Source organism: Rhodoferax sp. LB1P47 (genome assembly GCF_056521445.1).
In genome coordinates, this window is the sequence record NZ_JBWMAU010000010.1 from 90,297 (window position 1) to 113,611 (window position 23,315).

A 23,315-nucleotide genomic window follows, 5' to 3' on the forward strand; every position below is an offset into this window, starting at 1 on the left:
GGTTACTTCATGCTCTTGCGGATGTTGTCTGGCGCGTCCACGTGGTAGACCTGCTTCCACGAGTCAAGCACATTGGCCTTGGTGGTCGGAATAATTGGCCAAGCGACGAAGGTCGGGGCCTTCTTGCCCAGCAGCGCGTAGCCGCCCAGCAAGGCCTCAGTCACCCCCTGGTCGTAAGGACGCTGGGCCGAAACGCCCTTGACATAGCCGCCGCGCGCCATGTCGATGGCGACGTTCTGGCCTAAGTCAACGGTGGTAATGATCAAATCATCGCGACCGGCTGCACGGGCCGCCGCAATCACGCCTTCGGCTGGCACATCCCACACCGCCCAGATACCCTTGAGCTTGCGGTTCGAGGTCAGCATCGCCCCCGCAGCTTTCTCAGCATCCCCCACGAAGTCCGGGCCGCCGATACCTTGCTCGGCGACGATCTTGATGTTCGGGTAAGAGTCGGCCATGACCTTCTTGAAGCCGATATAGCGCTGGCGCGTCTGGAAGAAGTCGGTCGCAGCGTGGAACACCATGCCGATCTCGCCGCCATTCGGGCCCAGAGCCTGCGCCATCAGGTGCGCCGATGCCACGCCGTTGCCGTAGTCGTTGGGCGAGACATTGCTGAAATAGTCCACACCGGCCTCCAGACCCTTGGGGTCATTACCCATGAAGATGATCTTCACGCCTTGCTTGGCGGCCTTCTTGTACGCAGCCTGGGTCGCCACCGGATCGGTCGGCACCGAGACGATGATGTCGGGTTTTTGTACCAATACCGTCTCGATGTCCGCGACCTGCTTCTCGGACTTGAAACCTGCATCGGTGACAGCGATGACTTCGATGCCCATCAGCTTGAACTGGGCTTTCAGACCCTCAACCTGGGCCCGCGACCAGTCGTTGCCGCCGTAGTGCATGACGATCGCGGCCTTGGCCTTCTTGGCCTTGACCTGGTCGATCTCGGCTGCTGTCAGCTTGATCTCGGACGCCGGGACCGGCTTTTCGCCGCCCGGGCCAGCGGGTGGCAGCATCGTAGCTACCGCTTTCAGCGCGCCAGCGGGGTCGTAGGCCAGGGCTGGCGCAGAGACGCCCAGCGCCATGACGAAACCAGCGGTGCAGAGTGCGGCGCCGAGGCGGGAGACAGAGAATTTTTTCATGGGGAAATCCAAAAGTGAGGGCGAGGTGGTTGCAGGGTAAGCGGCGCTGGGTGGTGCCCGGTGCCTTGGGAGATATCACATGACAAAAACGGCTTTTTCGGTCTTGCGTTGGTCGAACAGGCTGAAGGCCTGTGGTGCCTCATCGAGGCTGAAGGTATGCGTGGCCAGTTGCTCCAGATCGATCTTCTTGGAGACCAGCAGATCGGCGATCTCGGCGTATTCGGCGATGCCGAAGTACCACGAGCCCATCAAGGTGATCTGCTTGCGGATCAACTGTTCACTCGGGCGGATAGTGGTCTCCTTCGACTCGCCGATGAAGGCCACCTTGCCAAAGGGCCGCACGGCGTCGAGCGCCATGTTTTGCGCCACCGGATTGCCCGAACAGTCGATGGCCGCACTCAGCCCGTCACCGTGGCTGAACTCCTTGATGGCGTCCAGCACGCCGGGGGCGGTCGGATCCATGGCCAAGTCGGCACCAAGCTTCAATGCAAACTCGCGGCGCTCGGCGATCGGATCGAAGGCGACAACCCGCGCGCCCAGGGCCTTCGCCGCCAGAATGCCGCTGGAGCCCATCGGCCCCATGCCCCAGATACCCAGGCTGCTGGCGCCCGACAGTTCGAGCTTCTTGCAAGCGCTGTAGAGGGTGCCGAAAGCGTCGGTCGAGATCGCCGCAGCGACAAAGCTCATCGCGTCCGGAATGCGCAGGCAATTGCGTTCGGGCACCACCATGTAGTTGGCATTGCCGCCATGGGCCGTGAAGCCAATGCACTTCCACGTGGGGCACAGGTGGAAGATACCGCGCCGGCAGGCCGGGCAGGTGCCGCAGCCCAGCGCCAGGTGCACCGCCACGCGGTCGCCAACCTTCAGCGTCGAAACGCCGGGGCCGAGTTCTTCGACAAAGCCGGCCGGTTCGTGGCCGCAAATATAGCGGCCGGGTTCGACGCCGTCCAATACCGCATTACCGTAGTACAGGCTCATATCGCTGCGGCAGATGCAGGAAGCCTTGACGGCGATCCGTACCTCTGCGTGGCCGGGGCGGGGGGGCTCGAGTTCGCGCACCACCACCTCTTTATTGCCGGGTAAATAGACTGCTTTCATAGCGTGATCGCTCCAAAGGATCGATTCAAGAAGGGGTTCAACGCAGGCTGCTCTTGATTTTTTCTGTGGCCGGCACGTGGTAAACGGTCTGCCAAGCCTCCAGCACGTTCTGCTTGGTCACCGGCAAGGCCGGCAGGGCCACATAGGCCGGTGCGGTCTTGCCCAGCAGGCCGTAGCCGGCCAGCAAGGCTTCGGTGACCCCTTGGTCGTAGGGGCGCTGCGCACCCAGGCCCTTGATGAACCCGCCGCGCGCCATGTCGATCGCGACGGTTTCACCCAGGTCGACCGTGGTGACGACCAGGTCATCTCGGCCGGCGGTGCGCGCTGCCGCGATCACCCCTTCGGCCGGGTCGGACCAGACCGCCCAGATACCCTTGATTTTGCGGTTCGAGGTCAGCATTGCGCTGGCGGCCTTGTCGCCATCCCCCGTGAAGTCGGGCCCGCCAATGCCCTGCTCGGCAACGATCTTGATCTTCGGGTAATCGCTGGTGATGGTCTTCTTAAAAGCATCGTAACGCTGGCGCGTCACGAAGAAATCCGCCGCGTGAAAAACGATGCCTATCTCACCCTCGCTCTTCAACGCCTGCGCCATCAGGTGGGCCGAGGCCACGCCGTTGCCGTAGTTGTCGGCCGAAACGACGCTGACATAGTCCTTACCCGCCTGCATTCCCTTGGGCACGTTGTCCATAAATACCAGCTTTACGCCCTGGGCCGCCGCCGCCCTGTAAGCCGAGGCCGTGGCCGACGGGTCCGCCGGAATCGAGACAATGATCGAAGGTTTCTGGGTCAGCACGGTTTCGATGTCTGCGACCTGCTTTTCAGGTTTAAAACCGGCATCGGTGACGGCAATCACCTTGATATTCATCTTGGCGAACTGGTCTTTCAGGCCGGCAATCTGGGCGCGCGACCAATCGTTGCCGCTGTAGTGCAAGACGATGGCTGCAGTCGCGTTCATCGTCTTGATCTTGGCCAGCTCGGCGTCGCTGAGCTGCACCGCCGAGGCTGGAGCGGGCTTTTCGCCATTGGGGCCCAAACTCTGCACATTGTCTTTCAACGCCGCCAGCGCAGCTGCGGGATCGACCGCTACCGCGGGTGTGGAAAGGCCGATGAGCACGGCTGACAAGGCCGCAGCCAAAACGGTGGGAATAGAACGTAGCATGAATGTCTCCTTTTGTTGTTGTGATAAGTGCCTGGAGGTCCAGGCCTAGTTTTCTTGTGCCGCTTCGAAGTCTTGAAAGAACTTGCGCGTGCGCTGGGCCGCAGCCGCTGGTTCGGGCCATTCGTCAAGCTCGGTCGTAATCCAGCCTTCAAACTTCAGTGCCTCCAGCTTGGCCAGGATGGCGTGCGTGTCGAGGTCGCCCTGGTCCAGCGGGGTGAAACGGAAGGGCGTGCGCTGCCAGCCCTTCATGTGCACATAGGTGATGCGATCGAAGAACTCTTCGATCAGCGCCGGCACGTCGGCGCCACCGGCGGCCAAGTGGGCGGTATCCGGACAAAAGCCGATATCGGTCTGCGCAAAGATCTTGCGCACCTGCTCGGGGGTTTCGACGATGGTGCTCAGGTGGGGGTGGTAGTGCGCGCTGATGCCATGCTTGCGGGCAACGGCTGCGGCCTGGTTCAGCGCCGCGCCCAACAGTACATAGTCGCCTTCCCGGATACCCGCGGCGCGCTGCGCCCCGCCGCCCAACACGATGTACTTGCCGCCGACTTCGGCGGTGGCTGCAGACACGCGGTCGATGCGCGCCAGTTCCTCCTCGAGCAAATCGGGGAAGATGAAGTTGCAGCCGCTGTATGACGCCACCAGTTGCACCCCGGCCGCATCCAGCAGGCGGCGCAATTCGGTCGGCTGGTAGTCGAGCAGGTTACCGTCGAACATCTCGACGCCGTCGAAGCCGGCTTCGGCGATTTCAGTAATGGCACGCCCCATGTCGGCATAAGTGCGGTACGTCAAGCGTGTGGCCGACGTGACACCCACAGCGTCGCCCCCCATCGGGCCCCAGCAGTTAGTTTGATATCCCAGTTTCCAGCGCTTCATCAGAGATCCCTTCAATTGACAATCGGTTTAGTAAACGTTTACTTTTTGTCTCCATCTTTTGCCGTTGAGGTGCGGCTGGGCAGGAAACGTCCCGTTCGGCTTTTATTCCAGGCTACGCAACATGCAGTTTTGAAAAAAGTAATCGTTTACTTTTTTACCAAAAAGAAGAGAAGAAAATCTCTTTGATCGACCTCTGCTTGCACTTTAGGCTTCCAGCCACTGCGCAATTCCATCGGAATTGGTTGGTTGCGGAGCGTATAGTAATCGTTTACTTTTTTTTATTTAATCGGGGTTTTCCCCCATATTGCGACACCCAGCTCAAGCGTCCCGGAGCAAGGCCAGATCGACATGCGCCGCCATGGCGGCATAGCCACGGTCTTGCAGGTGCAGGTGATCGCCCGAATCAAACTCTGGCCGCAGCCGGGTTGGCGATTGCGGGTCGCGCACTGCCGCGTCGAAGTCGATGACCGCATCAAATTCACCGGCCTCGCGAATCCATGCGTTGACCTGGCCGCGCAGGCGCTCCTTTGCCGGGTCGTAGAAATAGGCAAACGGCCCGTCGCACAAGGCCCCGGCAAACGGCGTCAGGGTGGCGCCAATTACACGCAAACCATGGGCGCGGGCCCGGGCTATTAACTGGCGGTAGGCGCTGGTCAGGCTGGCCGCCGTAGGCAACGCTGCAGCCGGGTCAAGCACGCCACCCGGCCAGCCGATGTCGTTCAGGCCCAGCATCAAGACCAGCGTGTCGACACCCGGCTGCGCAAGCACATCCCGGTCGAACCGCGCCAATGCATTAACCCCCATGCCGTCGGCCAGCACGCGGCACCCCGAAATGCCTTGGTTCAGTACTGCCATGGGCGCCCCCCCCGCCGCCAGCAAACGTTCGGCCAGCACATCGGGCCAGCGCCGATTGGCATCGGGTGTCGAGCCGTCGCCATCGGCGATCGAATCGCCCAACACCACCACCGCGCGGGCACCAGCCGGAGCCTCGACCCACACCGCACCCAGGAACAGCCGTGAAGTAATGCTGACCTCAGCATTCAGCTCGGTCTGGGCAACCACATCGCCAGCGGCAATGCAGGCGGTCTGGCGGGCATCAAAATGCAGGGTCGAGGTTGGCGTAATCTCGGGTAGGTAAAGGCTGATCGACAGGCTGGCCAGCGCCGCCACGGGCCACTCCAACGGGTCACTGATAGCGATGGCTCCCGGCGGCACCACCGCGCCACGCTGGCCGTCAAAGCGCAGCGCATGGCTGGTTCCATCCACGATAGCCGCCGGGCTACGGGCCAAGGCAAGTTCAGCTGCGCCTACCACCAACGGCTGGTCACCATAGGCGTTGGACAGCACGATGCGCACCCGCTCGCCGCCAATGCTGATGCGCGCAGCCTGGCGCAGGGTTTGCTTCCAGAGCTGGCGCGGCAAGCCGATGGGCACCGGAAAGTTCGCAGGCCAGACGGGCTGTGGACTGGCGGTCCAAGTGGCCACCCAGGTGCGTTGCGAACTGGAAGCGGAATCAGGCGGCATAAGGTTGGTATTTTTGAGAGTGGAGGAGCCGGGGTGGCACGACGTTGTGACCGCTTTAACCGAACTCCAGTCAAGAATACTACGCGCGATGGAGGCTGCGGCTGCACACCCCCCACGCGCAGTTCGCCCGCTTCAGCCGCGCACCCGCGCAAACACCTTCCAGAACGCCACGTCCTGCGTGGTCGCAAAATTGATGCGCATCAGGCTGCTGGGCTGGCGGTGTGCGTGGAACAGGGCGCCGGGGGCCAGCATGTAGCCCTCGTCCAGCATGCGCTGGGCCAGGGCGTCGGTGTCCACCCCGGTATCGACCCAGCCGAACAGGCCGGCGGGCTCGGACGCAAACGTGCAGCCTGCGGCCAGCGCCAGCTGGGTGCTGCGGGTGCGGGCCTGGTCGAGGCGGGCACGCACGCCTTCGGAGTGGCGGCGCAGCTGGCCCTGGTCGATGCACCAGGCCAGGGCTTTCTCTAGCAGCGCAGGGGTGGTCAGCGTGGCCAGCAGCTTGGTGTTGGTCAGGCGGTCTACTAGCGCGGCCGGGGCGGCCAGATAACCCACGCGCCAGCCGGGGGCCAAAATTTTGGAGAAACCGCTGGCGTACAGGGTGCGCTGCAGGCCGTCCAGCACGCACAGGCGGGTGGCGTGTTCGGGGGCCAGGTGGCTGTAGGTGTCGTCCTCCACGATGTAGAAGTCGTGCGCGTTGGCCAGGGTCAGCACCCGGTGGGCGCTGCCGGGGGTCAGGCTGTAGCCGGTGGGGTTGTGCAGCACGCTCACGCTGACAAACAGCTTTGGGCTGTGCACCTCGCAGTAGCGGGCCATGACCTCCAGGTCCGGCCCATCGGCGTTGCGCGGCACCGGCAAGATCACCATGCCCATCGCCTCCAGCCGGGCGAATTCCACCGCCCAACCGGGTTCTTCCACCATCACGCAGTCGCCGGGGCGCAGCAGGGTGCGGCTGGCGATGTCCAGCGCGTGGGTGGCCCCCACGGTGGTGATGATCTGTTCGGGCGCGGCGGGGATGTGCAGGCTGAGCAGCTTTTTGGACAGGCTTTGGCGCAGACCCAGGTCGCCCGCCGGGTCGCCGTAGCGGCGCGAGAAATCGGCCGCGCCCGCCGCCACCCGGCGCACGGCTGCGGGCATGAAGCTGTTGTCCAACCAATCGGGCGGCAGCACGCCCATGCCGGGCTGGGGGGTGTCGGTGTCGCCCTGGAACATGCCGCGCATCAGGGCGGTGGCGTCGATCGGGCGGCGTGCCGGGCTTGCTATATTTTGTGTAGCTTCACGCGCATACAAATCCTGCGCTGGAGCCATTTCTCTTACATAAAATCCCCGGTGCTTGCGGGCTTCTACCAGGCCCAGCGCCAGCAGCCGGTCGTAGGCCGCCACCACGGTGGAGGCGCTGACCTGCTGCTGCTGGGCGCACTGGCGCACCGAGGGCAGGCGCGCACCGGCGGCCAGCAAGCGGCTGCGGATGCGCTCGGCAAAGTGGCTGGCCAGCTGCTCGGTGAGCGTCTGGTCGGTGGTTTTCATCAGCATGGCGGCTCCTGGGGTGTGCTGTCCTGTACTGGCAATGGCGGCAATACAGTTCACAAACTGGATGGTCAAAGTGTACTGCCAGTGTGCTGGTATTCACACTACATTGGATGCCACCATGCACACCCACACTGCCACCCTTCCCCTAACGCCCCCCTCCCACCGCAGCGCCGAACGCCGTGGCCTGTGGCTGGGCCTGTTGGGCGTAGTGATTTTTGCGCTGACCCTGCCGATGACGCGGCTGGCCGTGGGCACGCCCGCCGACCCGCAGATGTCCGGGGTGTTTGTGGCGATGGGCCGGGCGGCGTTGGCGGGCGGTTTGTCGGCCCTGTTCCTGTTTGCCACCCGCGCACCCTGGCCGCAGCGGCAGGACTGGCTGCCGCTGTTGTGCACCAGCGCGGGCGTGGTGTTTGGCTTTCCGCTGCTCACCTCTATCGCCATGCGCCATGTGGAAGCTGTGCACGCCAGCGTGATCATTGGCGTGCTGCCGCTGGCCACGGCGGTGGTGGGCGCGCTGATGCACCGCCAGCGCCCGTCCAATGGCTTTTGGCTGTGCGCCCTGCTGGGCAGCGGGATGGTGGTGGCGTTTGCCCTGCTGCATTCGGGGCAGGCCGGTCTGCACCTCCAGAGCGCCGACGGCCTGCTGCTGCTGGCCATGCTGCTGGGCGCGGTGGGCTACGGCTTTGGCGGGCGCTTGGCGCAGCGCATGCCCGGCGAGCGGGTGATTTGCTGGGTGCTGGTGTTGGCCTTGCCGGTCACCCTACCCTCCGCTTGGTGGGCGCAGCCCGAACACGCGGTGTCGGCCCACGCCTGGGCCGGTTTTGCCTACCTGGCGGTGTTTTCGCAGTGGCTGGGCTTTTTTGCCTGGTACCGGGGGCTGGCGCTGGGCGGCACGGTGCGCGTCAGCCAGGTGCAGCTGGTGCAGCCGTTTTTGAGCATGCTGTTTGCCGTGCCCCTGCTGGGCGAGACGCTGGACGCAGTGACGCTGGGCTTTGGCCTGGCCGTGATTGCCACCGTGTTCATCGGCAAGCGCATGCCCGTTCGTTGATTTTCAGGAGCCCCCATGGATACCCAACTCTTCGCCGCACTGACGCTGTTTGCCTTCGTCAGCTCCATCACCCCGGGCCCGAACAACCTGCTGCTGCTGGCCTCGGGCGTGAACCACGGCTTTCGCGCCACGCTGCCGCACATGCTGGGGATTTCGGTCGGTGTCTTTATTCTGCTGGCCTCGGTCGGCCTGGGGTTGGGCTTACTGTTTGAGCAGGTGCCGCAGCTGTATCTGCTATTGAAATGGCTAGGTGCCGCCTACCTGCTGACCCTGGCCTGGAGCGTGGCCACCGCCAGTGCCCCTCAAGATGCCGCCGCCAGCCGACCCGTCGGCTTCTGGGGCGCGGCAGGTTTCCAATGGGTCAACCCAAAGGCCTGGATCATGGCCGTGGGGGCCTTCAGCAGCTACGTGCCGTCCCACAGCAGCATCGCCCTGGTGCTGGGCACGGCCAGCTTGTTCGCCGTGGTGAACCTGCCGACCATCAGCCTATGGGCCATGTTCGGCAGCCGCCTGCGCCACGCGCTGCGCATCCCCCGCTACCGGCGCATTTTCAACGGCGTGATGGCGGTTTTACTGGTCGCGTCGCTCGCACCCATGCTGACCTAAACGACAATCCATTTCTACCCTAATTGCACAAAGTCCCCATGAGCACTCCTTCCACCCCCTGGACACTGGCCGCCCGCACCGAACGGATGAACTCGTCGGTGATCCGCGAAATCCTCAAGGTCACCGAGCGCCCCGGCATCATCAGCTTTGCGGGCGGCCTGCCCTCGCCCAAGACCTTTCCGGTGGCCGAATTTGCCGCCGCCTGCGAGAAAGTGCTGCGCGAAGACGGCAAGGGCGCGCTGCAATACGCCGCCAGCGAGGGCTACGGCCCGCTGCGTGAAATGATCGCAGCCCAACTGCCCTGGGATGTGACCCCCGACCAGGTACTGGTTACCACCGGTTCGCAGCAGGCGCTGGACCTGATCGGCAAAGTGCTGATCGACAAAGACAGCAAGGTGCTGGTCGAAACCCCCACCTACCTGGGTGCGCTGCAAGCCTTTGCGCCGATGGAACCCAAAGTGGTGGGCGTAGACTGCGACGAACACGGCGTGGACCTGGACGACCTGGCCACCAAGGCCAACGGTGCCCGCTTCCTCTACGTGCTGCCCAACTTCCAGAACCCCACCGGCCGCACCATGCTAGACGCCCGCCGCGCCGCCCTGGTGGAGCGCGCCGCCGCTCTGGGCCTGCCGCTGGTGGAAGACAACCCCTACGGCGACCTGTGGTTCGACGCCCCCCCAGCCGCGCCGCTGACCGCCCGCAACCCCGACGGCTGCATCTACATGGGCTCGTTCTCCAAGGTGCTGGCCCCCGGCCTGCGCCTGGGCTACGTGGTGGCCCCCAAGGCCATCATGCCCAAGCTACTGCAAGCCAAGCAGGCGGCCGACTTGCACAGCCCCAGCTTCAACCAGCGCATGGTGGTGGCGGTGATGCAAGACGGCTTTCTGGACCGCCATGTGCCCACCATCCGCACGCTGTACAAAGCCCAGCGCAACGCCATGCTGGCCGCCCTGACCCGCGAAATGCCCGCAGGCGTGACGTGGAACACCCCCGATGGGGGCATGTTCCTGTGGGCCCGCCTGCCCGAAGGCGTGCACGCCGTGGACCTGCTGCCCAAGGCGGTGGACCAGGGCGTGGCCTTTGTGCCCGGCACCGCCTTCTACGCCGACAACGCCGACCCGCGCACCATCCGCCTGTCGTTCGTCACCGCCAGCGTGGAGCAAATCAACATCGGCATCAAGGCCCTGGCTGACGTAATCAAGACCCTGTAATGCAGACCACCCGCCCGTTCCAGCAAGTCGACGTTTTCACCCCCACCCCCTACCAGGGCAACCCGCTGGCGGTGGTGATGGACGGCACGGCCTTAAGCGACGCGCAGATGCAGCGCTTTGCCAACTGGACCCACCTGTCGGAAACCACCTTTTTGCTCCCCCCCACCGACGCGGGCCGGGCGGCGGGCGCGGATTACCGGGTACGCATCTTCGACCCCAAAAGCGAGCTGCGCTTTGCCGGCCACCCCACGCTGGGCAGCTGCCACGCCTGGTTGCAAGCGGGCGGTCAGCCCCAGCGGCCCGGCTGGGTGGTGCAGGAATGCCAGGTGGGGCTGGTGCAGATTCGGCGAGAAACCAACGCACAGGGTGAACGCCTGCTGTTCGCTGCCCCGCCGCTCAAACGCAGCGCCCCCAGCGCCATGCTGCTGGCCCAGGTGGCCGCCGCACTGGGCCTGAAACCCCGCGACGTGGTGGCCGCGCAGATGCTGGACAACGGCCTGCCCTGGCTGGGCATCTTGCTCGACAGCCCGCAAACCGTGCTGCAGTTGGCCCCCGACCACCTGGCGCTGAAAAACACCGGCCTGGTGGTCGGCGTGGCCGGGCTGTATCCGGCGGCTGACGCGCCCCAACTGATCGCCCGCTCCAGCCGAGAGGCCCGTGCCTTTGGCCGCAGCGCGCCCGCAGAGACCAGCCCCGAGCCGCAGATGGAAGTGCGCGCTTTTGCCGCCGCCGTGGGCGTGCTGGAAGACCCCGTGACAGGCAGCCTGAACGCCAGCCTGGCCCAGTGGCTGATAGCCGACGGCTTTGCGCCGGAGCAGTACCTGGTGGCCCAAGGCACCTGCCTGGACCGCGCGGGCCGGGTCCACATCGAGCGCGATACGCACGGCCAGGTGTGGGTGGGCGGCGCATCGGTCACCTGCGTGGAGGGACGCGTGCTTTTGTAAATCGTATCGCTCCTAAAAAAATAGCTACTAGCGCAGGTACTACATGCGCTAGTAGCTATTTTTTTATGCAAACACATCCACCGTCCATCGCACCGTGCCGGTGGGCGCCAGCACCCCGCCCGGACCAAAACTCCGTTCGATGATTTGCACCTGGTGGCGCGCATGGTGTACCAGCGTGCTGGCACGGGTGCCGTAGTGCGGCGTGCAGATGAAGGCGGCAGACAGCGTGCGTTCCAGCGCCAGGCTGATGCCGGTGGCAGGCAGCTCGGCATCGGCGGCCACGCGGGTGTCGGCCAGCAGCGGCCACAGCGCGGCCTCCAGCGCCGGGGAAATGTGGGGCGCATCTGCCGCCTGGTGCGTGTGCAGGGCATCCGCCACGCCCTCGCGCAGCCGCACCAGCTTGGGCCAGGGCGTGTGGAAGTCGGCATTCGACACCGCCCACACACCGGGTGCAGGCTGGAAATGCCGCCGCTGGCGGCTCTCGAACGCCACCAACTGCTGGCCGTCAAACAGCAGCAGGTTGAAGGCGTTGAAGGCATCCGACTGCCCCGCCAACTGCTGCGCAAAGTCTTCGGCGCTGAGAGCGCTGGCCAAAAAATCCGCCACGATGCCGCCCCGCGTTGGCGCATCCGCCCGCATGGCCGCCGGGTCGCGCACATTGGTCAGCGCCGCCAGCCGCCCACTGGGCCGGTGTACGCCCATCCAGGTGCCGCCGCCCTGCACATCCTGCCCGGCCACCGTGTGGCCGTCGGCCCAGGCATGCAGCGCCGTGGTGGGCCGGGCATAGAACTCGTCGCGGTTGGCGACGATGGTCAGTGGGGCGGGGGCAGCGGGCTGCCATTGGAAGGCCAGGAGGCACATGCGGGGGCAGGACTCAGGCCAAAGACGCCGGTAGCACCAGCAAATGCGCCTTCACCGCCACCCCACGCCAGGCGGCGTGGTCGGGCAAAGGCGGCTGGGCCCGGCTGATGGCCGGCCACTGCCCGCTCTGGGCCAGCCGGGCGTTGAGCGCAATGTAGGGCCGCTGCGCCTCGGTAGCCTCGGCCGCGTTGACGATGGCGTTGACCGGGCATTCCGGCACACACACCGAGCAGTCGATGCAGCCGTCGGGGTTGATCACCAAAAAGTTCGGTCCGGCCACAAAGCAGTCCATCGGGCATACCGCCAAGCAGTCGGTGTATTTGCACTGGATGCAGGGTTCGGTGACGATGAAGGGCATGGGGGGAGGAAGCGTTAACGGCGGGGCAGCCTAGCCAGTATTGCTACTTTATTTATAGCTGCTTACGCTCTATTTTATTGCGCCAGAGGGCTAAAAGACTGTGAACTCCACAACGCCCCATCGACGGAGATAGTCGGACACAAGCATCGCCACCCCACGCCCCATTTCGCGACCGGCGCGATGCCCGGCAAAGCCGGGCCGATCCCGCTCCCGCTCCCGCTCCCGGGTCCCCATCTGTATGCGCCGAGGAGCGCAGCTTTGGGCGGAAAAGGGCTGGCGTTGTTTGAGCGCAGCGAGTTTAGCCAGACCCCGCCCAAAGCGAGCACCACAGGTTCCCCGAAGCGCCAGCGCAGGGGCGCAGACAGTTGGGGCGCCTTTCTTTTGGTTACTTTTCTTTTGCGCAAAAGAAAAGTGACTGCCCTGCCGGGGGCATAGCCCGGCCGGGGATGTACGCTCCATCAACGACGGTTCAGCCCATTAACCCGCCAAAGGGGTCGGAGCACGAATGCGGGTAAACGGACGGCACGACAACAGGCATTTCAGCGCGCAATCGTGATCCGACCCCTCTGGCTACCAGCCGCTATGCCCCGCCGAAACCTCAGCTATCCAGCCCCCCCAAACAGATGTACTTCATCTCCATAAACTCATCCAGCCCGTACTTGGAACCTTCACGCCCCAGGCCCGACTGCTTAACGCCACCAAACGGGGCTTCGGCCGTGGAGATCAAACCGGTGTTCACCCCCACCATGCCCGCCTCGATCTGCTCGGCGACGCGCATCACGCGGCCGATATCGCGGCTGTAGAAGTAGGCGGCCAGGCCGAACTCGGTGTTGTTGGCGCGTGCGATCACTTCCGTCTCGGTGTCGAACACGAAGATCGGGGCCAGCGGGCCGAAGGTTTCGTCTTGGGCGAACAGCATGTCGTCAGAAGCGCCGCCCACCACGGTGGGCTCGAAAAACAGGCCGCCCAGCGCGTGCGGCTTGCCGCCGGTCAGCACCGTGCCGCCCTTGGCAATGGCGTCGGCGATGTGCTCCTGGATTTTGGCGACAGCCTTGGCGTCAATCAGCGGGCCCTGGGTGCTGCCCGCGTCCACGCCGTTGCCCACCTTGAGCGCCTGCACCTTGGTGACCAGCTTGGCGGTAAAGGCTTGCAGCACGTCGCGTTGCACGTAGATGCGGTTCGCGCAGACGCAGGTCTGGCCGGTGTTGCGGTACTTGGAGACCATCGCGCCGTCCACTGCGGCATCCAGATCGGCATCGTCAAACACGATGAACGGCGCGTTGCCGCCCAGCTCCAGCGAAAGCTTCTTGATGGTGTCGGCCGACTGGCGCATCAGCGTGCGGCCGACTTCGGTGGAGCCGGTGAAGGTCAGCTTGCGCACGGTGGGGCTGCGCGTCATCTCGCCGCCGATCTGGCTGGCAGAGCCGGTCAGCACCGACAGCAGGCCCTTGGGCACACCGGCGCGGTCGGCCAACTCGGCAAAGGCCAGGGCCGAGTACGGGGTTTGCGTGGCGGGCTTGACCACCATCGAACACCCCGCCGCCAGCGCAGGTCCGGCCTTGCGGGCCAGCATGGCGGTGGGGAAGTTCCACGGCGTGATGGCGGCTGTGACACCGATGGGCTGCTTGATGGCCAGCAGGCGGCGGTCGCCGGTGGGGGCGGGAATGGTGTCGCCGTAGGTGCGGCGGGCCTCGTCGGCAAACCACTCGATGAACGATGCCGAGTAGACGATTTCGCCCTTGGCTTCGGCCAGCGGCTTGCCTTGCTCTGACGTGAGGATCAGGGCCAGGTCGTCCTGGTGGTGCAGCATCAGATCGTTCAGGCGGCGCAGGATGGCAGCGCGCTCTTTGCCCGGCACATTGCGCCAGGCGCGCTGGGCGACTTCGGCGGCGGCAATGGCGCGCACGGTCTCGGCTGTGCCGCACATCGGTACGGTGCCGAGTACCTCGCCGGTGGCGGGGTTGGTGACGGCGACCGTTTCACCGCTGTCGGCATCGGCCCAGACACCGGCGATGAAGGATTGTTGGCGTAAGAGGGTGGGGTCTTTGAGGGCTAGGGGCATGGGGTGGTCCTTGGGTGTCTGGTGAACCCTCACCCCGGCCCTCTCCCGCAAGCGGGAGAGGGAGGAGGTCAGGGGCCTGGTATTACCCCCTCTCCCCAGCAGGGGAGAGGGTTGGGGTGAGGGTGAATTAGGCGGTCAGCGCAGCAGCCAAAATATCCAGCCCTTCGGCCAGCACGCTGTCTTCAATCGTCAGCGGAAACAGGAAGCGAATCACATTGCCGTACACGCCGCAGGTCAGCAGCAGCAGCCCGGCTTTCTGGGCGCGCTGCACGACCAGCTTGGTGAAGTCGGCATCCGGCGTGCCGTCGGCTTGGGCGAATTCCACCGCTGCCATGCAGCCCAGGCCGCGCACGTCGCTGATCTGCGGCACGGTGGCGCGCAGGCTGTTCAGGCGGTCGGTCAGCACGGTCCCTAAGCGCTCGGCGCGGGCACAAAGCTGTTCGTCGACGATCACGTCCAGCACCGCGTGGGCCGAGGCGATGGCCAGCGGATTCCCAGCGTAGGTGCCACCCAGGCCGCCGGGGGCGGGTGCGTCCATGATCTCGGCACGACCACACACGGCGGACAAGGGCATGCCACCCGCCAGGCTCTTGGCCAACGTCATCAGGTCGGGCACCACGCTGTGGTGGTCCATCGCAAACAGCCGGCCGGTGCGGGCAAAGCCGGTCTGGATCTCATCCGCAATCAGCACGATGCCATGCTGGTCGCACAGGGCGCGCAGGGCCACCATCAGCGCGGCAGGCATCACGTAGAAGCCGCCTTCGCCCTGGATGGGTTCCAGGATGATGGCCGCGACCTGGGTGGGTTCAATGTCGGCCTTGAACAGGCTGTGGATGGCGTGCAGCGTGTCGTCCACCGTCACGCCGTGCACGTCCATCGGCGCGGGCACGTGGTAGATGCTGCCGGGGAAGGGGCCAAAGCCCACCTTGTACGGCACGACCTTGCCGGTGAGCGCCATGCCCATGAAGGTGCGGCCGTGGAAGCCCCCGGTGAGCGCAATCACGCCGGGGCGGCGGGTGTGGGCGCGGGCGATCTTGATGGCGTTTTCTACCGCTTCGGCCCCGGTGGTGAAGAAGGCGGTTTTCTTGGCGTGGCTGCCGGGGGTCAGCGCGTTCAGGCGCTCGGCCAGATGCACCGAGCTTTCATACGGGATGACCTGGTAGGCCGTGTGGGTGAAGTGGTCCAGCTGCGCGCGGATGGCAGCCACGATGCGCGGATGGCGGTGGCCGGTGTTGAGCACGGCGATACCGGCCGCAAAGTCGATGTAACGGCGGCCTTCCACATCCCAGATTTCCGCATTCAGCGCCCGCTCGGCGTAGAGGGGGAAACCAATGCCCACGCCACGCGGGGCGGCGGCGGCGCGGCGCTGGTCGAGCTGGGCGTTGGTGGGGATGGCGGATTGGGTGACGGCAGAAGGGGCAACAGCGGTGTTCATGGGCATCCTTTGAAAGTAGCCAAAGTTTAGGATTAGTTTGGCCCTACAAATAGAACCAATTACAGTTAGTTGATGGAACCAATCCGCGCACCTGAAACCCTGCCCGACTTCGTGCAGCGGCAGTTTGACACCGCCAGCCCGCACAGCAGCCACCGCCAGCTCTACGGCATCTTGCAGCGCGGCATCCGCAGCGCCGTGCTGGCCGCAGGCACCCGGCTGCCGCCCAGCCGGGTGCTGGCACAGGCGCTGGGCATCGCCCGCAACACGGTGGTGCATGTGTACGAGCAACTGGCGCTGGAAGGCTATGTGCAGGCGGGCGTGGGCCGGGGCACGTTTGTGGCCGCCGTGGGGCCGCCTTTAGCCAAAGCCCAAGCCAGCACCGCACCGCGCCCATCCCGCACGGCATTGCTGTCACGCCGGGGCAGCCAACTGGTGCGTGAAGCCGGGGCGGCCCCGCAGCAATGGGGCGCGTTCACCCCCGGCGTGCCCGAGGTGCGCCTGTTTCCCACGGCGCTGTGGAGCCGCCTGCAAGCCCGCGTGGCGCGCCAGCAAACCCCGGCGCAACTCACCTACGCGACAGGGCCGGGCGATGCGGGCCTGCGCCAGGCCGTGTCCGACTATTTGCAGGGCACGCGCGGCGTGGTGTGCACGCCCGAGCAAGTGGTCATCACCAGCGGCACCCAGCAGTCGCTGCACCTGGTGGCCCAGTTGCTCACCGACCCCGGCGACCAGGTCTGGCTGGAAGACCCCGGCTACTGGGGCGCACGCAGCGTGTTCCGCGCCCACGGGCTAGACCTGCAACCCATAGCGCTGGACAGTGAAGGCATGGCCCCCAGCCCGGCCCAGTTGCGCCAGCCCCCCCGGCTGATGTTCCTGTCGCCCTCGCACCAGTACCCGCTGGGCGCGCTGATGGGCCACAGCCGCCGCCAGCAGTTGCTGGACTACGCCGCAGTGCATGGCGTGTGGCTGGTGGAGGACGACTACGACAGCGAATTCCGCTACGCCAGCCGCCCCCTGCCCGCCCTGCAAGGCCTGGACACCCAAGGCCGGGTGGTCTACCTGGGCACGTTTTCCAAAACCCTGTACCCCGCCCTGCGCATCGCCTACCTGGTGCTGCCGCCTGATTTGGTGGACGGCTTTGCCCGCGCACTGAACGAGCTGTTCCGCGAGGGCCAAACGGTGCAGCAGGCGGTGCTGGCGCAGTTCCTCAACGGCGGCCACTACGCCAGCCACATCCGCCGCATGCGCGCCGTCTACAGCGCCCGCCACGACGCGCTGATCCACGCCATCGGGCAAGAATTCGGCAGCCAGCTGCCCATCTTGGGCGGCGATGCGGGCCTGCATTTGGTGCTGGGCCTACCGCCGCACATCGACGATGCCGCCGTCGCCCAAGCCGCTCTGCGCGCAGGCATCAGCACCCGGCCCCTGTCGCTGTACCACCTGCGGCAACCGGCGGCGACCAAAGGACTGCTGCTGGGCTATGGCGCGGTGGCGGAGGAGGAGATAGGCACCAGCTTTGCGCGGCTGGCGCAGGTGGTGCGGGGGTTTTTGTAGGGGTCGCTCGGTGGGGTCAGCCCAGTGGGGTCGGATCACGATTGCGCGCTGAAAAGTGGGTTTCGTGTCGCCCGATGACCCGCATTCGTGCTCCGACCCCTCTGGGCGGTTTGGCGGTAGCAGCGGTGCAAGGTTGCACGGCGATACCCGGCCGGGAGTTGCGCCCGGCGGTGCAGTCACTTTTCTTTTCCGCAATCAATGCGTAACCATCGATGCGTCGCCCCAACTGTCTGCGCCCTCCGCTCCGCTACGGGAACCTGCGGTGCGCGCTTTGTGCGGGATCGGCCCGGCTACGCCGTGCATCGCGCCTATGGCGCGAATGTCAACCTGCGAAATACAGCGCTACCCGGTCACTGGTCCAGGTGGCTACGCCGGTACCAAAGAAATCGGCATCCTCTGTCCAAACCGGACAGCCGATGGCCAAAGCACACGCCAGCACCGGCCAATCATCGGCATCGCGCCGGGCAATCCGCTGCATGGCGGGTTGCTTGAAGCTGGCGTATTGATCCAAGTCCATGCACTGCACGATGGGTTCCAAGCCATCCAAAACGCGCATGGCCATAGCGCTGTCCACGCCACGCTTCTCCAGCAACGCAGGCAGGTACTTGCGGGCATCGGCATAGGCTACATCGGGGGCGAAGAATTGCACCGTAGAGGCGTTTTCAAGGATCAATTGCCGGGCCCGTGTACCCAGCACCGCACGCACCAGAATGTTCGCATCCAACACGATGGCCTGCACGCTTACACCGCAGTGGTTTTGGGAGTTTTCAAGGCGCGTTCCCGAACATTTTTACGCGCCGCTTTGAAATCTGCGACCACCGCATCCGCATCCACGCCTTTGGCGGCGAGTATCTGGTCCAGCGCTTTGCTGGCAGTTTTGAGCGCAGCCAGATCGGCATCGCCGTGGGCCAGAGTAGGAATGAAATAGCCCACGGTTTGCCCGTGCCGGGTCACCGCCACCGGCGTGCTGGAGGCGATGTACTCGGCCAAATCCGCCCGAAACTCGCGGATGCCGACTTTGCTGGTTTCCATGGGTGGCCTTTAGAACTGTGGATAAATGTGTACACATTTTACGGTTTCGAGCGCATCGACGCAACACGCACTCCACGTCTGGTACAACCACTTTAGTAGCCAATTGGCTACAATTTTCAGTGCGCAATCAATATGGCAAAGGAGCTGTAATGGACAAACCCACCACCCGGCCTTTCGATGTGGCCAACTACCTTGGCAATGGTGAAGATGTCGCCGAGTACATACGCCAAGTGCTGGAAGACGGTGACCCCGCAGAGCTGGGGGCCGCATTGGGGGCCATCGCCCGCGCCCGTGGCATGGCGCAGTTGGCCAAAGACACAGGCTTGTCCCGCGAAAGCCTGTACAAAAGCCTGTCGGGTGAGCGGGCACCCAGTACCGATACGCTGTTCAAAGTGCTGCGGGCCTTGGGGTTCAAATTGTCCGTGGAAGTGGCGACTCCGGGTTAAGAACGCATCCAGCGCACCCACGGGTGTGAGTCCAGTGGGGTCGGATCACGATTGCGCGCTGAAAAGTGGGTTTCGTATCACGCCATTACCCGCATTCGTGCTCCGACCCCTCTGGGCGGTTTGGCGGTAGCAGCGGTGCAGGGTTGCGCAGTAGTCCCCGGCCGGAAGTTGCGCCTAGCCAGCGGCGGCGGTGGCCTCCACTGCTACGTGGATCACCACAAACCTCCATCAAAATATTTAAGAAAAAAGCGCTTCCAGCGCATATTCAACCTGCGTAAGCAGCTACTGAAAGAAGAGCATTTAATGCCTTCGCCTTTTGAAGGAAAGATGCCGGTGCGTGGAGAATCGCAAGGCTTCACCGGGCTATAGTGGGTTATCTATTTACTGCGGGATTTGTCGGAGTTTTTATACCTGTATAAAAACTGACTCGCCCTAAAAATAAGCAGTCTGCAAGCCAATTTCAGGAAATTTCGATGAGTGATTTAAACCTTAGTAGCCGATTTAAAACTCAGGGTTTGCCATGTTCATCACGTTGAATTAAAACGCTTACCACTATGGCTGACATCTATACAGAGCTCCTCAAAGGAGTGTTTACTCTCGGTGCCGTCGCCCTGGGATCAATGGTCGCGCTTCGCGTCTACTTTCGGCAAAAGGAATATGAACTTACGAAGCAGCGCTACCTTGAGCAAGGTATTGATGTTGTTGCTTCTGAGCTAGAAGGCGGATTAGGTATCGTAAGCCACAACTACGCTCGCAGCCTCCAACTCTGCAAGTTCTATCGAGATTCAGGCCCAAATCTCGACCTCAAAGAACTTGAACGAGGGTTCCTTGAGCTAAACAGCTCAAAGTTTCACCAGATCGCGCATCACCGCGTGAGTTCTCTTCTTCAGAATCAGGTTGTATGGGAGTCCTTCCAATCGGCCATGGCTCATGTAACAACAGCAAACTCGGTAATCACACATGAGATTCCCGAAGCCATCAGACGCTTCTTGAAAGATCCGAATCGTTTCAATGACCGAAAGAAGCTGTCAGAAGACATGGTCAAGGAACTGCAAAAGACGCACGACCAAGGAGCCAAGTATGCAAACCTCATTCGCGAGCTCCATGCCCTTTCACTTCTTCTTGAGGCCGAACCCCTTAACCTCAAGGCCATTGCGAAGTTCAGTTCCACGTCAGAAGCAAGTTTGCTGGTTGCGCGGCTTCGCTCGACGTTTCCAGTTCAAACCGAGAGTTCGTAACCGAGCGGTCTAACCCATCTCGTTATACATAAGTCTGAAAATCTATACAAATCAACAAATTACGACACCGATTGATTTTTTCAGACCTGAACCACCATCTATAAAAATCAAGGACTTACGAGCATCCATCGCTCATTGCCGTCGATGCGAGCGGACTTATGTATAACGAGATGGGTCTAACCCTTCAATCGCGATGACTTGCACTTGCACGCCGGGACACACTTCTCATCTCAAGCTTTAGCCGTCGCAGTCAGCAATATCGACCTAAGACATCTCACTGATCTTTCACATGCTATCCATACGAACCGCTTTGCTCTCCTGCGCGAGCATGATCACCTCTTTGGCATTTGCTCAACTCCCTGGACCCTTGCGCGACTTGCGCTGGGAAGCGCCAGAAGCCGAGGTAATACGTAAGCTTCCTCGCCCCACCCTGCGAAATGATTGCGCCGGCATCCGTGCGGTCTTTGCTTCAAAACTTGGTCATGCTTGTGACTCACCGTACCTTGAAAAGTACGAGGTCCTAGGGGTTGCATTCAAGCTAGATGTGTCACTTTCCGCCGGAAAGCGCCAACTAGTTGGCGTTGGCTTGTTTTACTCCGGGCCGTCATCAACTCGCGACCTATCCGACAATGCCGAGGCCGTCTGGGATAAGAAAACACGGGCCTTGGCACTAGAGCTTTCATCAAAATATGGGAGTTCAGTGAACTCGGAAGAGGCACGGTCTGAATTTGCAGTCGTCCGTATTTACTACTGGCGAAATAAGGACACAAAAATCAGATATACATCGACGATTCGCAGCATCAATTCAAGCACGCCCGAAGAAGAACACAGCATCAACTACAACCCAACTGGGGTAAGCAGTAACTCACAGCTCTAGGCTAGATCAGTGACGGCTACCGTTGTACGCGATGGCAAATTTCGCCTTTTCTTCTTTTCACGAGAAGAGACGCGCATTCACATCCATGTCACACACCCTGACGGAGAGGCGAAATTTTGGTTGACACCCAGTGTTCTACTGGCCGACCACACGGGCTTGTCTGGGCGGCAGTTGCGTGAGGCCCAAACCATTGTCGAAGCACACATTCAGGAGATTCAGCATGCATGGAACCACCACTTCGGTAGCTGAAGTTACCCACGTTTCAAAAAATGGCTTCTGGGTCCTGCTGAATGCCGAGGAGTTGCTGGTGCCGTTCGAGCACTTTCCCTGGTTCAAAAAGGCGACGATTGAGCAACTGACGGACGTGGAGTGGCCTTCTCTGAACCACTTGTATTGGCCTCAACTGGATGCCGATCTATCGGTTACGTCGATTCGCGATCCGCTGGCGTTTCCATTGGTATCGAAGGCCGCACGCTGACAGCGTCTAGGCGAACCCCCCAACCCCCGCGCCGCCTCCCGCACCCCCACCGTCAACCGCTGCGCCACCACCGGCTCCCGCTCCCAATGGTGCCAATACAGCGCCACCTCCACCGCACTGCCCGGCAACACCTCCTCCAGCGGCAGCCGCCCTTCCCGCCGCGCCAGGAACTGGTCGGGCACCATGCCCCAGCCCATGCCGTGCTCCAGTGCGCTTTCATATGCATCGACCGCAGGCACGAAATGCCGGGGGTATTGCGGCGCGCTGAGGGCGAAGTGCTGGGCTAGAAACGCGTCTTGCAGACCGTCTTTGCGGTCGAAGATGATGGCGGGGATGGCCAGCAATTGGTGCACCGACACCGCGCCCCCCGGGGTGCGGCACTGCGCGGCCAAAGCGGGCGCGGCGACGCAGCGGTAGCGCATGACGCCCAGCGGTTCGGCCAGGCAGCCGCGCATGGGCTGGGCCAGGGTGCTGACGCAGCCGACCACGTCGCCGTTTTTGAGGGCATCGTGGGTGTGGTCCTGATCGTCAATCACCACGTCCAGCAGCAAGCGGTGCTGTGCCACGCAGGCGGCCACGCCGGGCAGGAACCAGCTGGCCAGGGAGTCGGCGTTGATGGCTACGCCCAGGGTTTGCCAAGCGCTGGCCACCCCCTTTGCGCGGGGCATGGCCCCCAGCAGATCGGACTCCATCAGGCGCAGCTGCTTGATGTGGGCCAGCAGCGCCTGCCCAGCCGGGGTGGCACGCACGGTTTTGCCGCGCACCAGCAGGCGCTGGCCCAAAGCGGCCTCCAAGCCTTTGATGCGCAGGGATACCGCTGCCAGGGTGAGGTTCAGCGCCTGGGCGGCCGGGCCGAAGCCGCCGTGTTCGAGCACGGCGGCCAGGGCTTCGAGTTGACGGGCATCTAACAAAGGCTCACCCCCAGGCTGCGCTTCGCTTCGCCACCCCCCTTGCAGGGGGCGATACCAGTGGCCTGGCAAAGCCAGTTCCACGGTATCCCTGGGGCGGCGCGTTCTGCCTGTGACTGGCGGTCGGATCACTGAAAAATGCAGTCATATCACTCAATTAATTTTTACGTGATGCAAGTTTAATTTAGTTGGGTTTAAGCAATTGCCAAACTGCCCGACACTGCGGGCCATTCCTTTTCAAGCGCCCGCCATGTCCAGCCTCTTCCTTACCCCTGCATTCAGCGCCGGTTTATTGCTCAGCCTGTCGCTGATCGTGGCCATTGGCCCGCAAAACGCCCACGTGCTGCGCATGGGGCTGCGCGGCCAGCATGTGGGCTTGACGGTGGCGGTGAGCATTGCGTCGGACGTGGCGCTGATCGCGCTGGGGGTGCTGGGGCTGGCGCAGTTGGGCGGCCTGCCGCGCGGGGTGCAGGCGGCGATGGTGTGCGGGGGCGTGGTGTTTTTGCTGGTCTACGGCTGGAAGGCCTGGGGGCGCTTTCGCGCTGGGTCGGCAGCGCACCAGGCCGTGGGCGAGCCGGTGGCGGCCATGAGCCGCCAGCAGGCGGTGGGCGCGGCGTTGGCCGTGGCGTGGCTGAACCCGCACGCGCTGGTGGAGACGCTGGTGCTGATCGGCACGGCCTCGCTGGCCTGGGGCACGCCGGGCAACACCTTCTTCGGCCTGGGCGCGGCCACCGGGTCTACCGTGTGGTTTGCGGGTCTGGGGGTGAGCGCCTTGTGGCTGGGGCAGCGCTTGCAGTCCCCGGCCCTGTGGCGGGCGCTGGATGGGCTGGTGGCGCTGATGATGTGGGGCACGGCGGGGATGCTGGCCTACGGCTTGCTGTAAGCAAGCGCTCTCATTTTTAACATCAAAAATAGGAGCTACTAGCGCATA

24 protein-coding genes are annotated in these 23,315 nt (G+C 63.5%); 11 read left to right on the forward strand and 13 right to left on the reverse strand.

All coding sequences use genetic code 11. From position 1 onward, the window contains the following. Nucleotides 1-2: 2 nt before the first annotated feature. From AC0969_RS12745 to AC0969_RS12770, 6 genes are all read right to left on the reverse strand, one after another. Nucleotides 3-1,142: a substrate-binding domain-containing protein gene (locus tag AC0969_RS12745; protein WP_479624513.1), complete on the reverse strand. Its 1,140-nt coding sequence runs from the start codon at nucleotides 1,140-1,142 to the stop codon at nucleotides 3-5. Between the two features lie 75 nt (nucleotides 1,143-1,217). Continuing rightward, the gene (locus tag AC0969_RS12750; RefSeq protein WP_479624514.1) at nucleotides 1,218-2,240 is read right to left on the reverse strand and encodes a zinc-binding dehydrogenase; all 1,023 of its coding nucleotides are present in this window, start codon (nucleotides 2,238-2,240) and stop codon (nucleotides 1,218-1,220) included. 37 nt (nucleotides 2,241-2,277) lie between these two features. Then, complete coding sequence (locus AC0969_RS12755) at nucleotides 2,278-3,399, reverse strand: substrate-binding domain-containing protein (protein WP_479624515.1); 1,122 nt, start codon at nucleotides 3,397-3,399, stop codon at nucleotides 2,278-2,280. Nucleotides 3,400-3,444: 45 nt separating this feature from the next. Then, nucleotides 3,445-4,275, reverse strand: coding sequence for a sugar phosphate isomerase/epimerase family protein (locus tag AC0969_RS12760; RefSeq protein ID WP_479624516.1), 831 nt, complete (start codon nucleotides 4,273-4,275; stop codon nucleotides 3,445-3,447). Between the two features lie 318 nt (nucleotides 4,276-4,593). Further along, entirely contained in the window at nucleotides 4,594-5,799 is a 1,206-nt protein-coding gene (locus AC0969_RS12765) for an SGNH/GDSL hydrolase family protein (RefSeq protein WP_479624517.1), read from the reverse strand. Nucleotides 5,800-5,931: 132 nt separating this feature from the next. Further along, nucleotides 5,932-7,329, reverse strand: coding sequence for an aminotransferase-like domain-containing protein (locus tag AC0969_RS12770; protein ID WP_479624584.1), 1,398 nt, complete (start codon nucleotides 7,327-7,329; stop codon nucleotides 5,932-5,934). Between the two features lie 115 nt (nucleotides 7,330-7,444). Here AC0969_RS12770 and AC0969_RS12775 point away from each other — a divergent pair, with 115 nt between their 5' ends. Genes AC0969_RS12775 through AC0969_RS12790 form a run of 4 tightly spaced genes read left to right on the forward strand, consistent with a single transcriptional unit; the run spans nucleotide 7,445 to nucleotide 11,135 of the window. After that, complete coding sequence (locus AC0969_RS12775; protein WP_479624518.1) at nucleotides 7,445-8,374, forward strand: DMT family transporter; 930 nt, start codon at nucleotides 7,445-7,447, stop codon at nucleotides 8,372-8,374. A gap of 15 nt (nucleotides 8,375-8,389) precedes the next feature. Continuing rightward, a complete protein-coding gene (locus AC0969_RS12780) occupies nucleotides 8,390-8,980 on the forward strand; it encodes a LysE family translocator (protein ID WP_479624519.1) in 591 nt (196 codons plus the stop codon). A gap of 38 nt (nucleotides 8,981-9,018) precedes the next feature. Further along, nucleotides 9,019-10,191, forward strand: coding sequence for an aminotransferase-like domain-containing protein (locus AC0969_RS12785; protein WP_479624520.1), 1,173 nt, complete (start codon nucleotides 9,019-9,021; stop codon nucleotides 10,189-10,191). Continuing rightward, nucleotides 10,191-11,135, forward strand: coding sequence for a PhzF family phenazine biosynthesis protein (locus tag AC0969_RS12790; protein ID WP_479624521.1), 945 nt, complete (start codon nucleotides 10,191-10,193; stop codon nucleotides 11,133-11,135). The genes AC0969_RS12785 and AC0969_RS12790 overlap by 1 nt, the downstream gene beginning before the upstream one ends. A gap of 63 nt (nucleotides 11,136-11,198) precedes the next feature. On the opposite strand, the gene AC0969_RS12795 is transcribed toward AC0969_RS12790, so the two are convergent. From AC0969_RS12795 to gabT, 4 genes are all read right to left on the reverse strand, one after another. Next, nucleotides 11,199-11,996 (reverse strand): NRDE family protein, encoded by a 798-nt coding sequence (locus AC0969_RS12795; protein WP_479624522.1) that lies wholly within the window; start codon nucleotides 11,994-11,996, stop codon nucleotides 11,199-11,201. Nucleotides 11,997-12,009: 13 nt separating this feature from the next. Then, nucleotides 12,010-12,354, reverse strand: a complete 345-nt coding sequence (gene fdxA, locus AC0969_RS12800; protein WP_479624523.1) for a ferredoxin FdxA — start codon at nucleotides 12,352-12,354, stop codon at nucleotides 12,010-12,012. 598 nt (nucleotides 12,355-12,952) lie between these two features. Further along, complete coding sequence (locus AC0969_RS12805; protein WP_479624524.1) at nucleotides 12,953-14,416, reverse strand: NAD-dependent succinate-semialdehyde dehydrogenase; 1,464 nt, start codon at nucleotides 14,414-14,416, stop codon at nucleotides 12,953-12,955. 127 nt (nucleotides 14,417-14,543) lie between these two features. Then, entirely contained in the window at nucleotides 14,544-15,851 is a 1,308-nt protein-coding gene (gabT, locus tag AC0969_RS12810) for a 4-aminobutyrate--2-oxoglutarate transaminase (RefSeq protein WP_479624525.1), read from the reverse strand. Between the two features lie 72 nt (nucleotides 15,852-15,923). On the opposite strand from gabT, the gene pdxR reads away from it, so the two are divergent. Then, the gene (gene pdxR / locus AC0969_RS12815; protein WP_479624526.1) at nucleotides 15,924-17,405 is read left to right on the forward strand and encodes a MocR-like pyridoxine biosynthesis transcription factor PdxR; all 1,482 of its coding nucleotides are present in this window, start codon (nucleotides 15,924-15,926) and stop codon (nucleotides 17,403-17,405) included. Between the two features lie 322 nt (nucleotides 17,406-17,727). Here the strand turns inward: pdxR and AC0969_RS12820 are convergent, their stop codons facing one another. Beyond that, nucleotides 17,728-18,144, reverse strand: a complete 417-nt coding sequence (locus AC0969_RS12820) for a PIN domain-containing protein (RefSeq protein WP_479624527.1) — start codon at nucleotides 18,142-18,144, stop codon at nucleotides 17,728-17,730. Between the two features lie 2 nt (nucleotides 18,145-18,146). Next, entirely contained in the window at nucleotides 18,147-18,437 is a 291-nt protein-coding gene (locus tag AC0969_RS12825; RefSeq protein ID WP_479624528.1) for a type II toxin-antitoxin system Phd/YefM family antitoxin, read from the reverse strand. A gap of 149 nt (nucleotides 18,438-18,586) precedes the next feature. Here AC0969_RS12825 and AC0969_RS12830 point away from each other — a divergent pair, with 149 nt between their 5' ends. The 5 genes from AC0969_RS12830 to AC0969_RS12850 all read left to right on the forward strand — a co-directional run bounded on the left by AC0969_RS12830 (nucleotide 18,587) and on the right by AC0969_RS12850 (nucleotide 21,476). Then, nucleotides 18,587-18,883 (forward strand): addiction module antidote protein, encoded by a 297-nt coding sequence (locus AC0969_RS12830; protein ID WP_479624529.1) that lies wholly within the window; start codon nucleotides 18,587-18,589, stop codon nucleotides 18,881-18,883. 554 nt (nucleotides 18,884-19,437) lie between these two features. Next, the gene (locus AC0969_RS12835) at nucleotides 19,438-20,121 is read left to right on the forward strand and encodes a hypothetical protein (protein ID WP_479624530.1); all 684 of its coding nucleotides are present in this window, start codon (nucleotides 19,438-19,440) and stop codon (nucleotides 20,119-20,121) included. A gap of 328 nt (nucleotides 20,122-20,449) precedes the next feature. After that, nucleotides 20,450-20,998 (forward strand): hypothetical protein, encoded by a 549-nt coding sequence (locus AC0969_RS12840; protein ID WP_479624531.1) that lies wholly within the window; start codon nucleotides 20,450-20,452, stop codon nucleotides 20,996-20,998. Between the two features lie 9 nt (nucleotides 20,999-21,007). Further along, nucleotides 21,008-21,247 carry a DUF4160 domain-containing protein gene (locus AC0969_RS12845; RefSeq protein ID WP_479624532.1) on the forward strand — a complete coding sequence of 80 codons (240 nt, stop codon included), beginning with the start codon at nucleotides 21,008-21,010 and terminating at the stop codon, nucleotides 21,245-21,247. After that, complete coding sequence (locus tag AC0969_RS12850) at nucleotides 21,219-21,476, forward strand: DUF2442 domain-containing protein (RefSeq protein ID WP_479624533.1); 258 nt, start codon at nucleotides 21,219-21,221, stop codon at nucleotides 21,474-21,476. The genes AC0969_RS12845 and AC0969_RS12850 overlap by 29 nt, the downstream gene beginning before the upstream one ends. On the opposite strand, the gene AC0969_RS12855 is transcribed toward AC0969_RS12850, so the two are convergent. Continuing rightward, nucleotides 21,398-22,387 carry an HTH-type transcriptional regulator ArgP gene (locus AC0969_RS12855; RefSeq protein ID WP_479624534.1) on the reverse strand — a complete coding sequence of 330 codons (990 nt, stop codon included), beginning with the start codon at nucleotides 22,385-22,387 and terminating at the stop codon, nucleotides 21,398-21,400. The genes AC0969_RS12850 and AC0969_RS12855 overlap by 79 nt on opposite strands. A 247-nt stretch (nucleotides 22,388-22,634) precedes the next feature. On the opposite strand from AC0969_RS12855, the gene AC0969_RS12860 reads away from it, so the two are divergent. After that, complete coding sequence (locus AC0969_RS12860) at nucleotides 22,635-23,267, forward strand: LysE/ArgO family amino acid transporter (protein ID WP_479624535.1); 633 nt, start codon at nucleotides 22,635-22,637, stop codon at nucleotides 23,265-23,267. Nucleotides 23,268-23,315: the final 48 nt, after the last annotated feature.

Coding starts and splice junctions, on each gene's coding strand:
- AC0969_RS12780 (WP_479624519.1), top strand. CDS start 8,390: ATGGATACCCAACTCTTCGCCGCACTGACGCTGTTTGCCTTCGTCAGC.
- AC0969_RS12850 (WP_479624533.1), top strand. CDS start 21,219: ATGCATGGAACCACCACTTCGGTAGCTGAAGTTACCCACGTTTCAAAA.
- AC0969_RS12755 (WP_479624515.1), bottom strand. CDS start 3,399: ATGCTACGTTCTATTCCCACCGTTTTGGCTGCGGCCTTGTCAGCCGTG.
- AC0969_RS12830 (WP_479624529.1), top strand. CDS start 18,587: ATGGACAAACCCACCACCCGGCCTTTCGATGTGGCCAACTACCTTGGC.
- AC0969_RS12750 (WP_479624514.1), bottom strand. CDS start 2,240: ATGAAAGCAGTCTATTTACCCGGCAATAAAGAGGTGGTGGTGCGCGAA.
- AC0969_RS12765 (WP_479624517.1), bottom strand. CDS start 5,799: ATGCCGCCTGATTCCGCTTCCAGTTCGCAACGCACCTGGGTGGCCACT.
- AC0969_RS12795 (WP_479624522.1), bottom strand. CDS start 11,996: ATGTGCCTCCTGGCCTTCCAATGGCAGCCCGCTGCCCCCGCCCCACTG.
- AC0969_RS12805 (WP_479624524.1), bottom strand. CDS start 14,416: ATGCCCCTAGCCCTCAAAGACCCCACCCTCTTACGCCAACAATCCTTC.
- AC0969_RS12770 (WP_479624584.1), bottom strand. CDS start 7,329: ATGCTGATGAAAACCACCGACCAGACGCTCACCGAGCAGCTGGCCAGC.
- pdxR (WP_479624526.1), top strand. CDS start 15,924: ATGGAACCAATCCGCGCACCTGAAACCCTGCCCGACTTCGTGCAGCGG.
- AC0969_RS12785 (WP_479624520.1), top strand. CDS start 9,019: ATGAGCACTCCTTCCACCCCCTGGACACTGGCCGCCCGCACCGAACGG.
- AC0969_RS12840 (WP_479624531.1), top strand. CDS start 20,450: ATGATCACCTCTTTGGCATTTGCTCAACTCCCTGGACCCTTGCGCGAC.
- gabT (WP_479624525.1), bottom strand. CDS start 15,851: ATGAACACCGCTGTTGCCCCTTCTGCCGTCACCCAATCCGCCATCCCC.
- AC0969_RS12775 (WP_479624518.1), top strand. CDS start 7,445: ATGCACACCCACACTGCCACCCTTCCCCTAACGCCCCCCTCCCACCGC.
- AC0969_RS12835 (WP_479624530.1), top strand. CDS start 19,438: ATGGCTGACATCTATACAGAGCTCCTCAAAGGAGTGTTTACTCTCGGT.
- fdxA (WP_479624523.1), bottom strand. CDS start 12,354: ATGCCCTTCATCGTCACCGAACCCTGCATCCAGTGCAAATACACCGAC.
- AC0969_RS12790 (WP_479624521.1), top strand. CDS start 10,191: ATGCAGACCACCCGCCCGTTCCAGCAAGTCGACGTTTTCACCCCCACC.
- AC0969_RS12860 (WP_479624535.1), top strand. CDS start 22,635: ATGTCCAGCCTCTTCCTTACCCCTGCATTCAGCGCCGGTTTATTGCTC.
- AC0969_RS12825 (WP_479624528.1), bottom strand. CDS start 18,437: ATGGAAACCAGCAAAGTCGGCATCCGCGAGTTTCGGGCGGATTTGGCC.
- AC0969_RS12760 (WP_479624516.1), bottom strand. CDS start 4,275: ATGAAGCGCTGGAAACTGGGATATCAAACTAACTGCTGGGGCCCGATG.
- AC0969_RS12745 (WP_479624513.1), bottom strand. CDS start 1,142: ATGAAAAAATTCTCTGTCTCCCGCCTCGGCGCCGCACTCTGCACCGCT.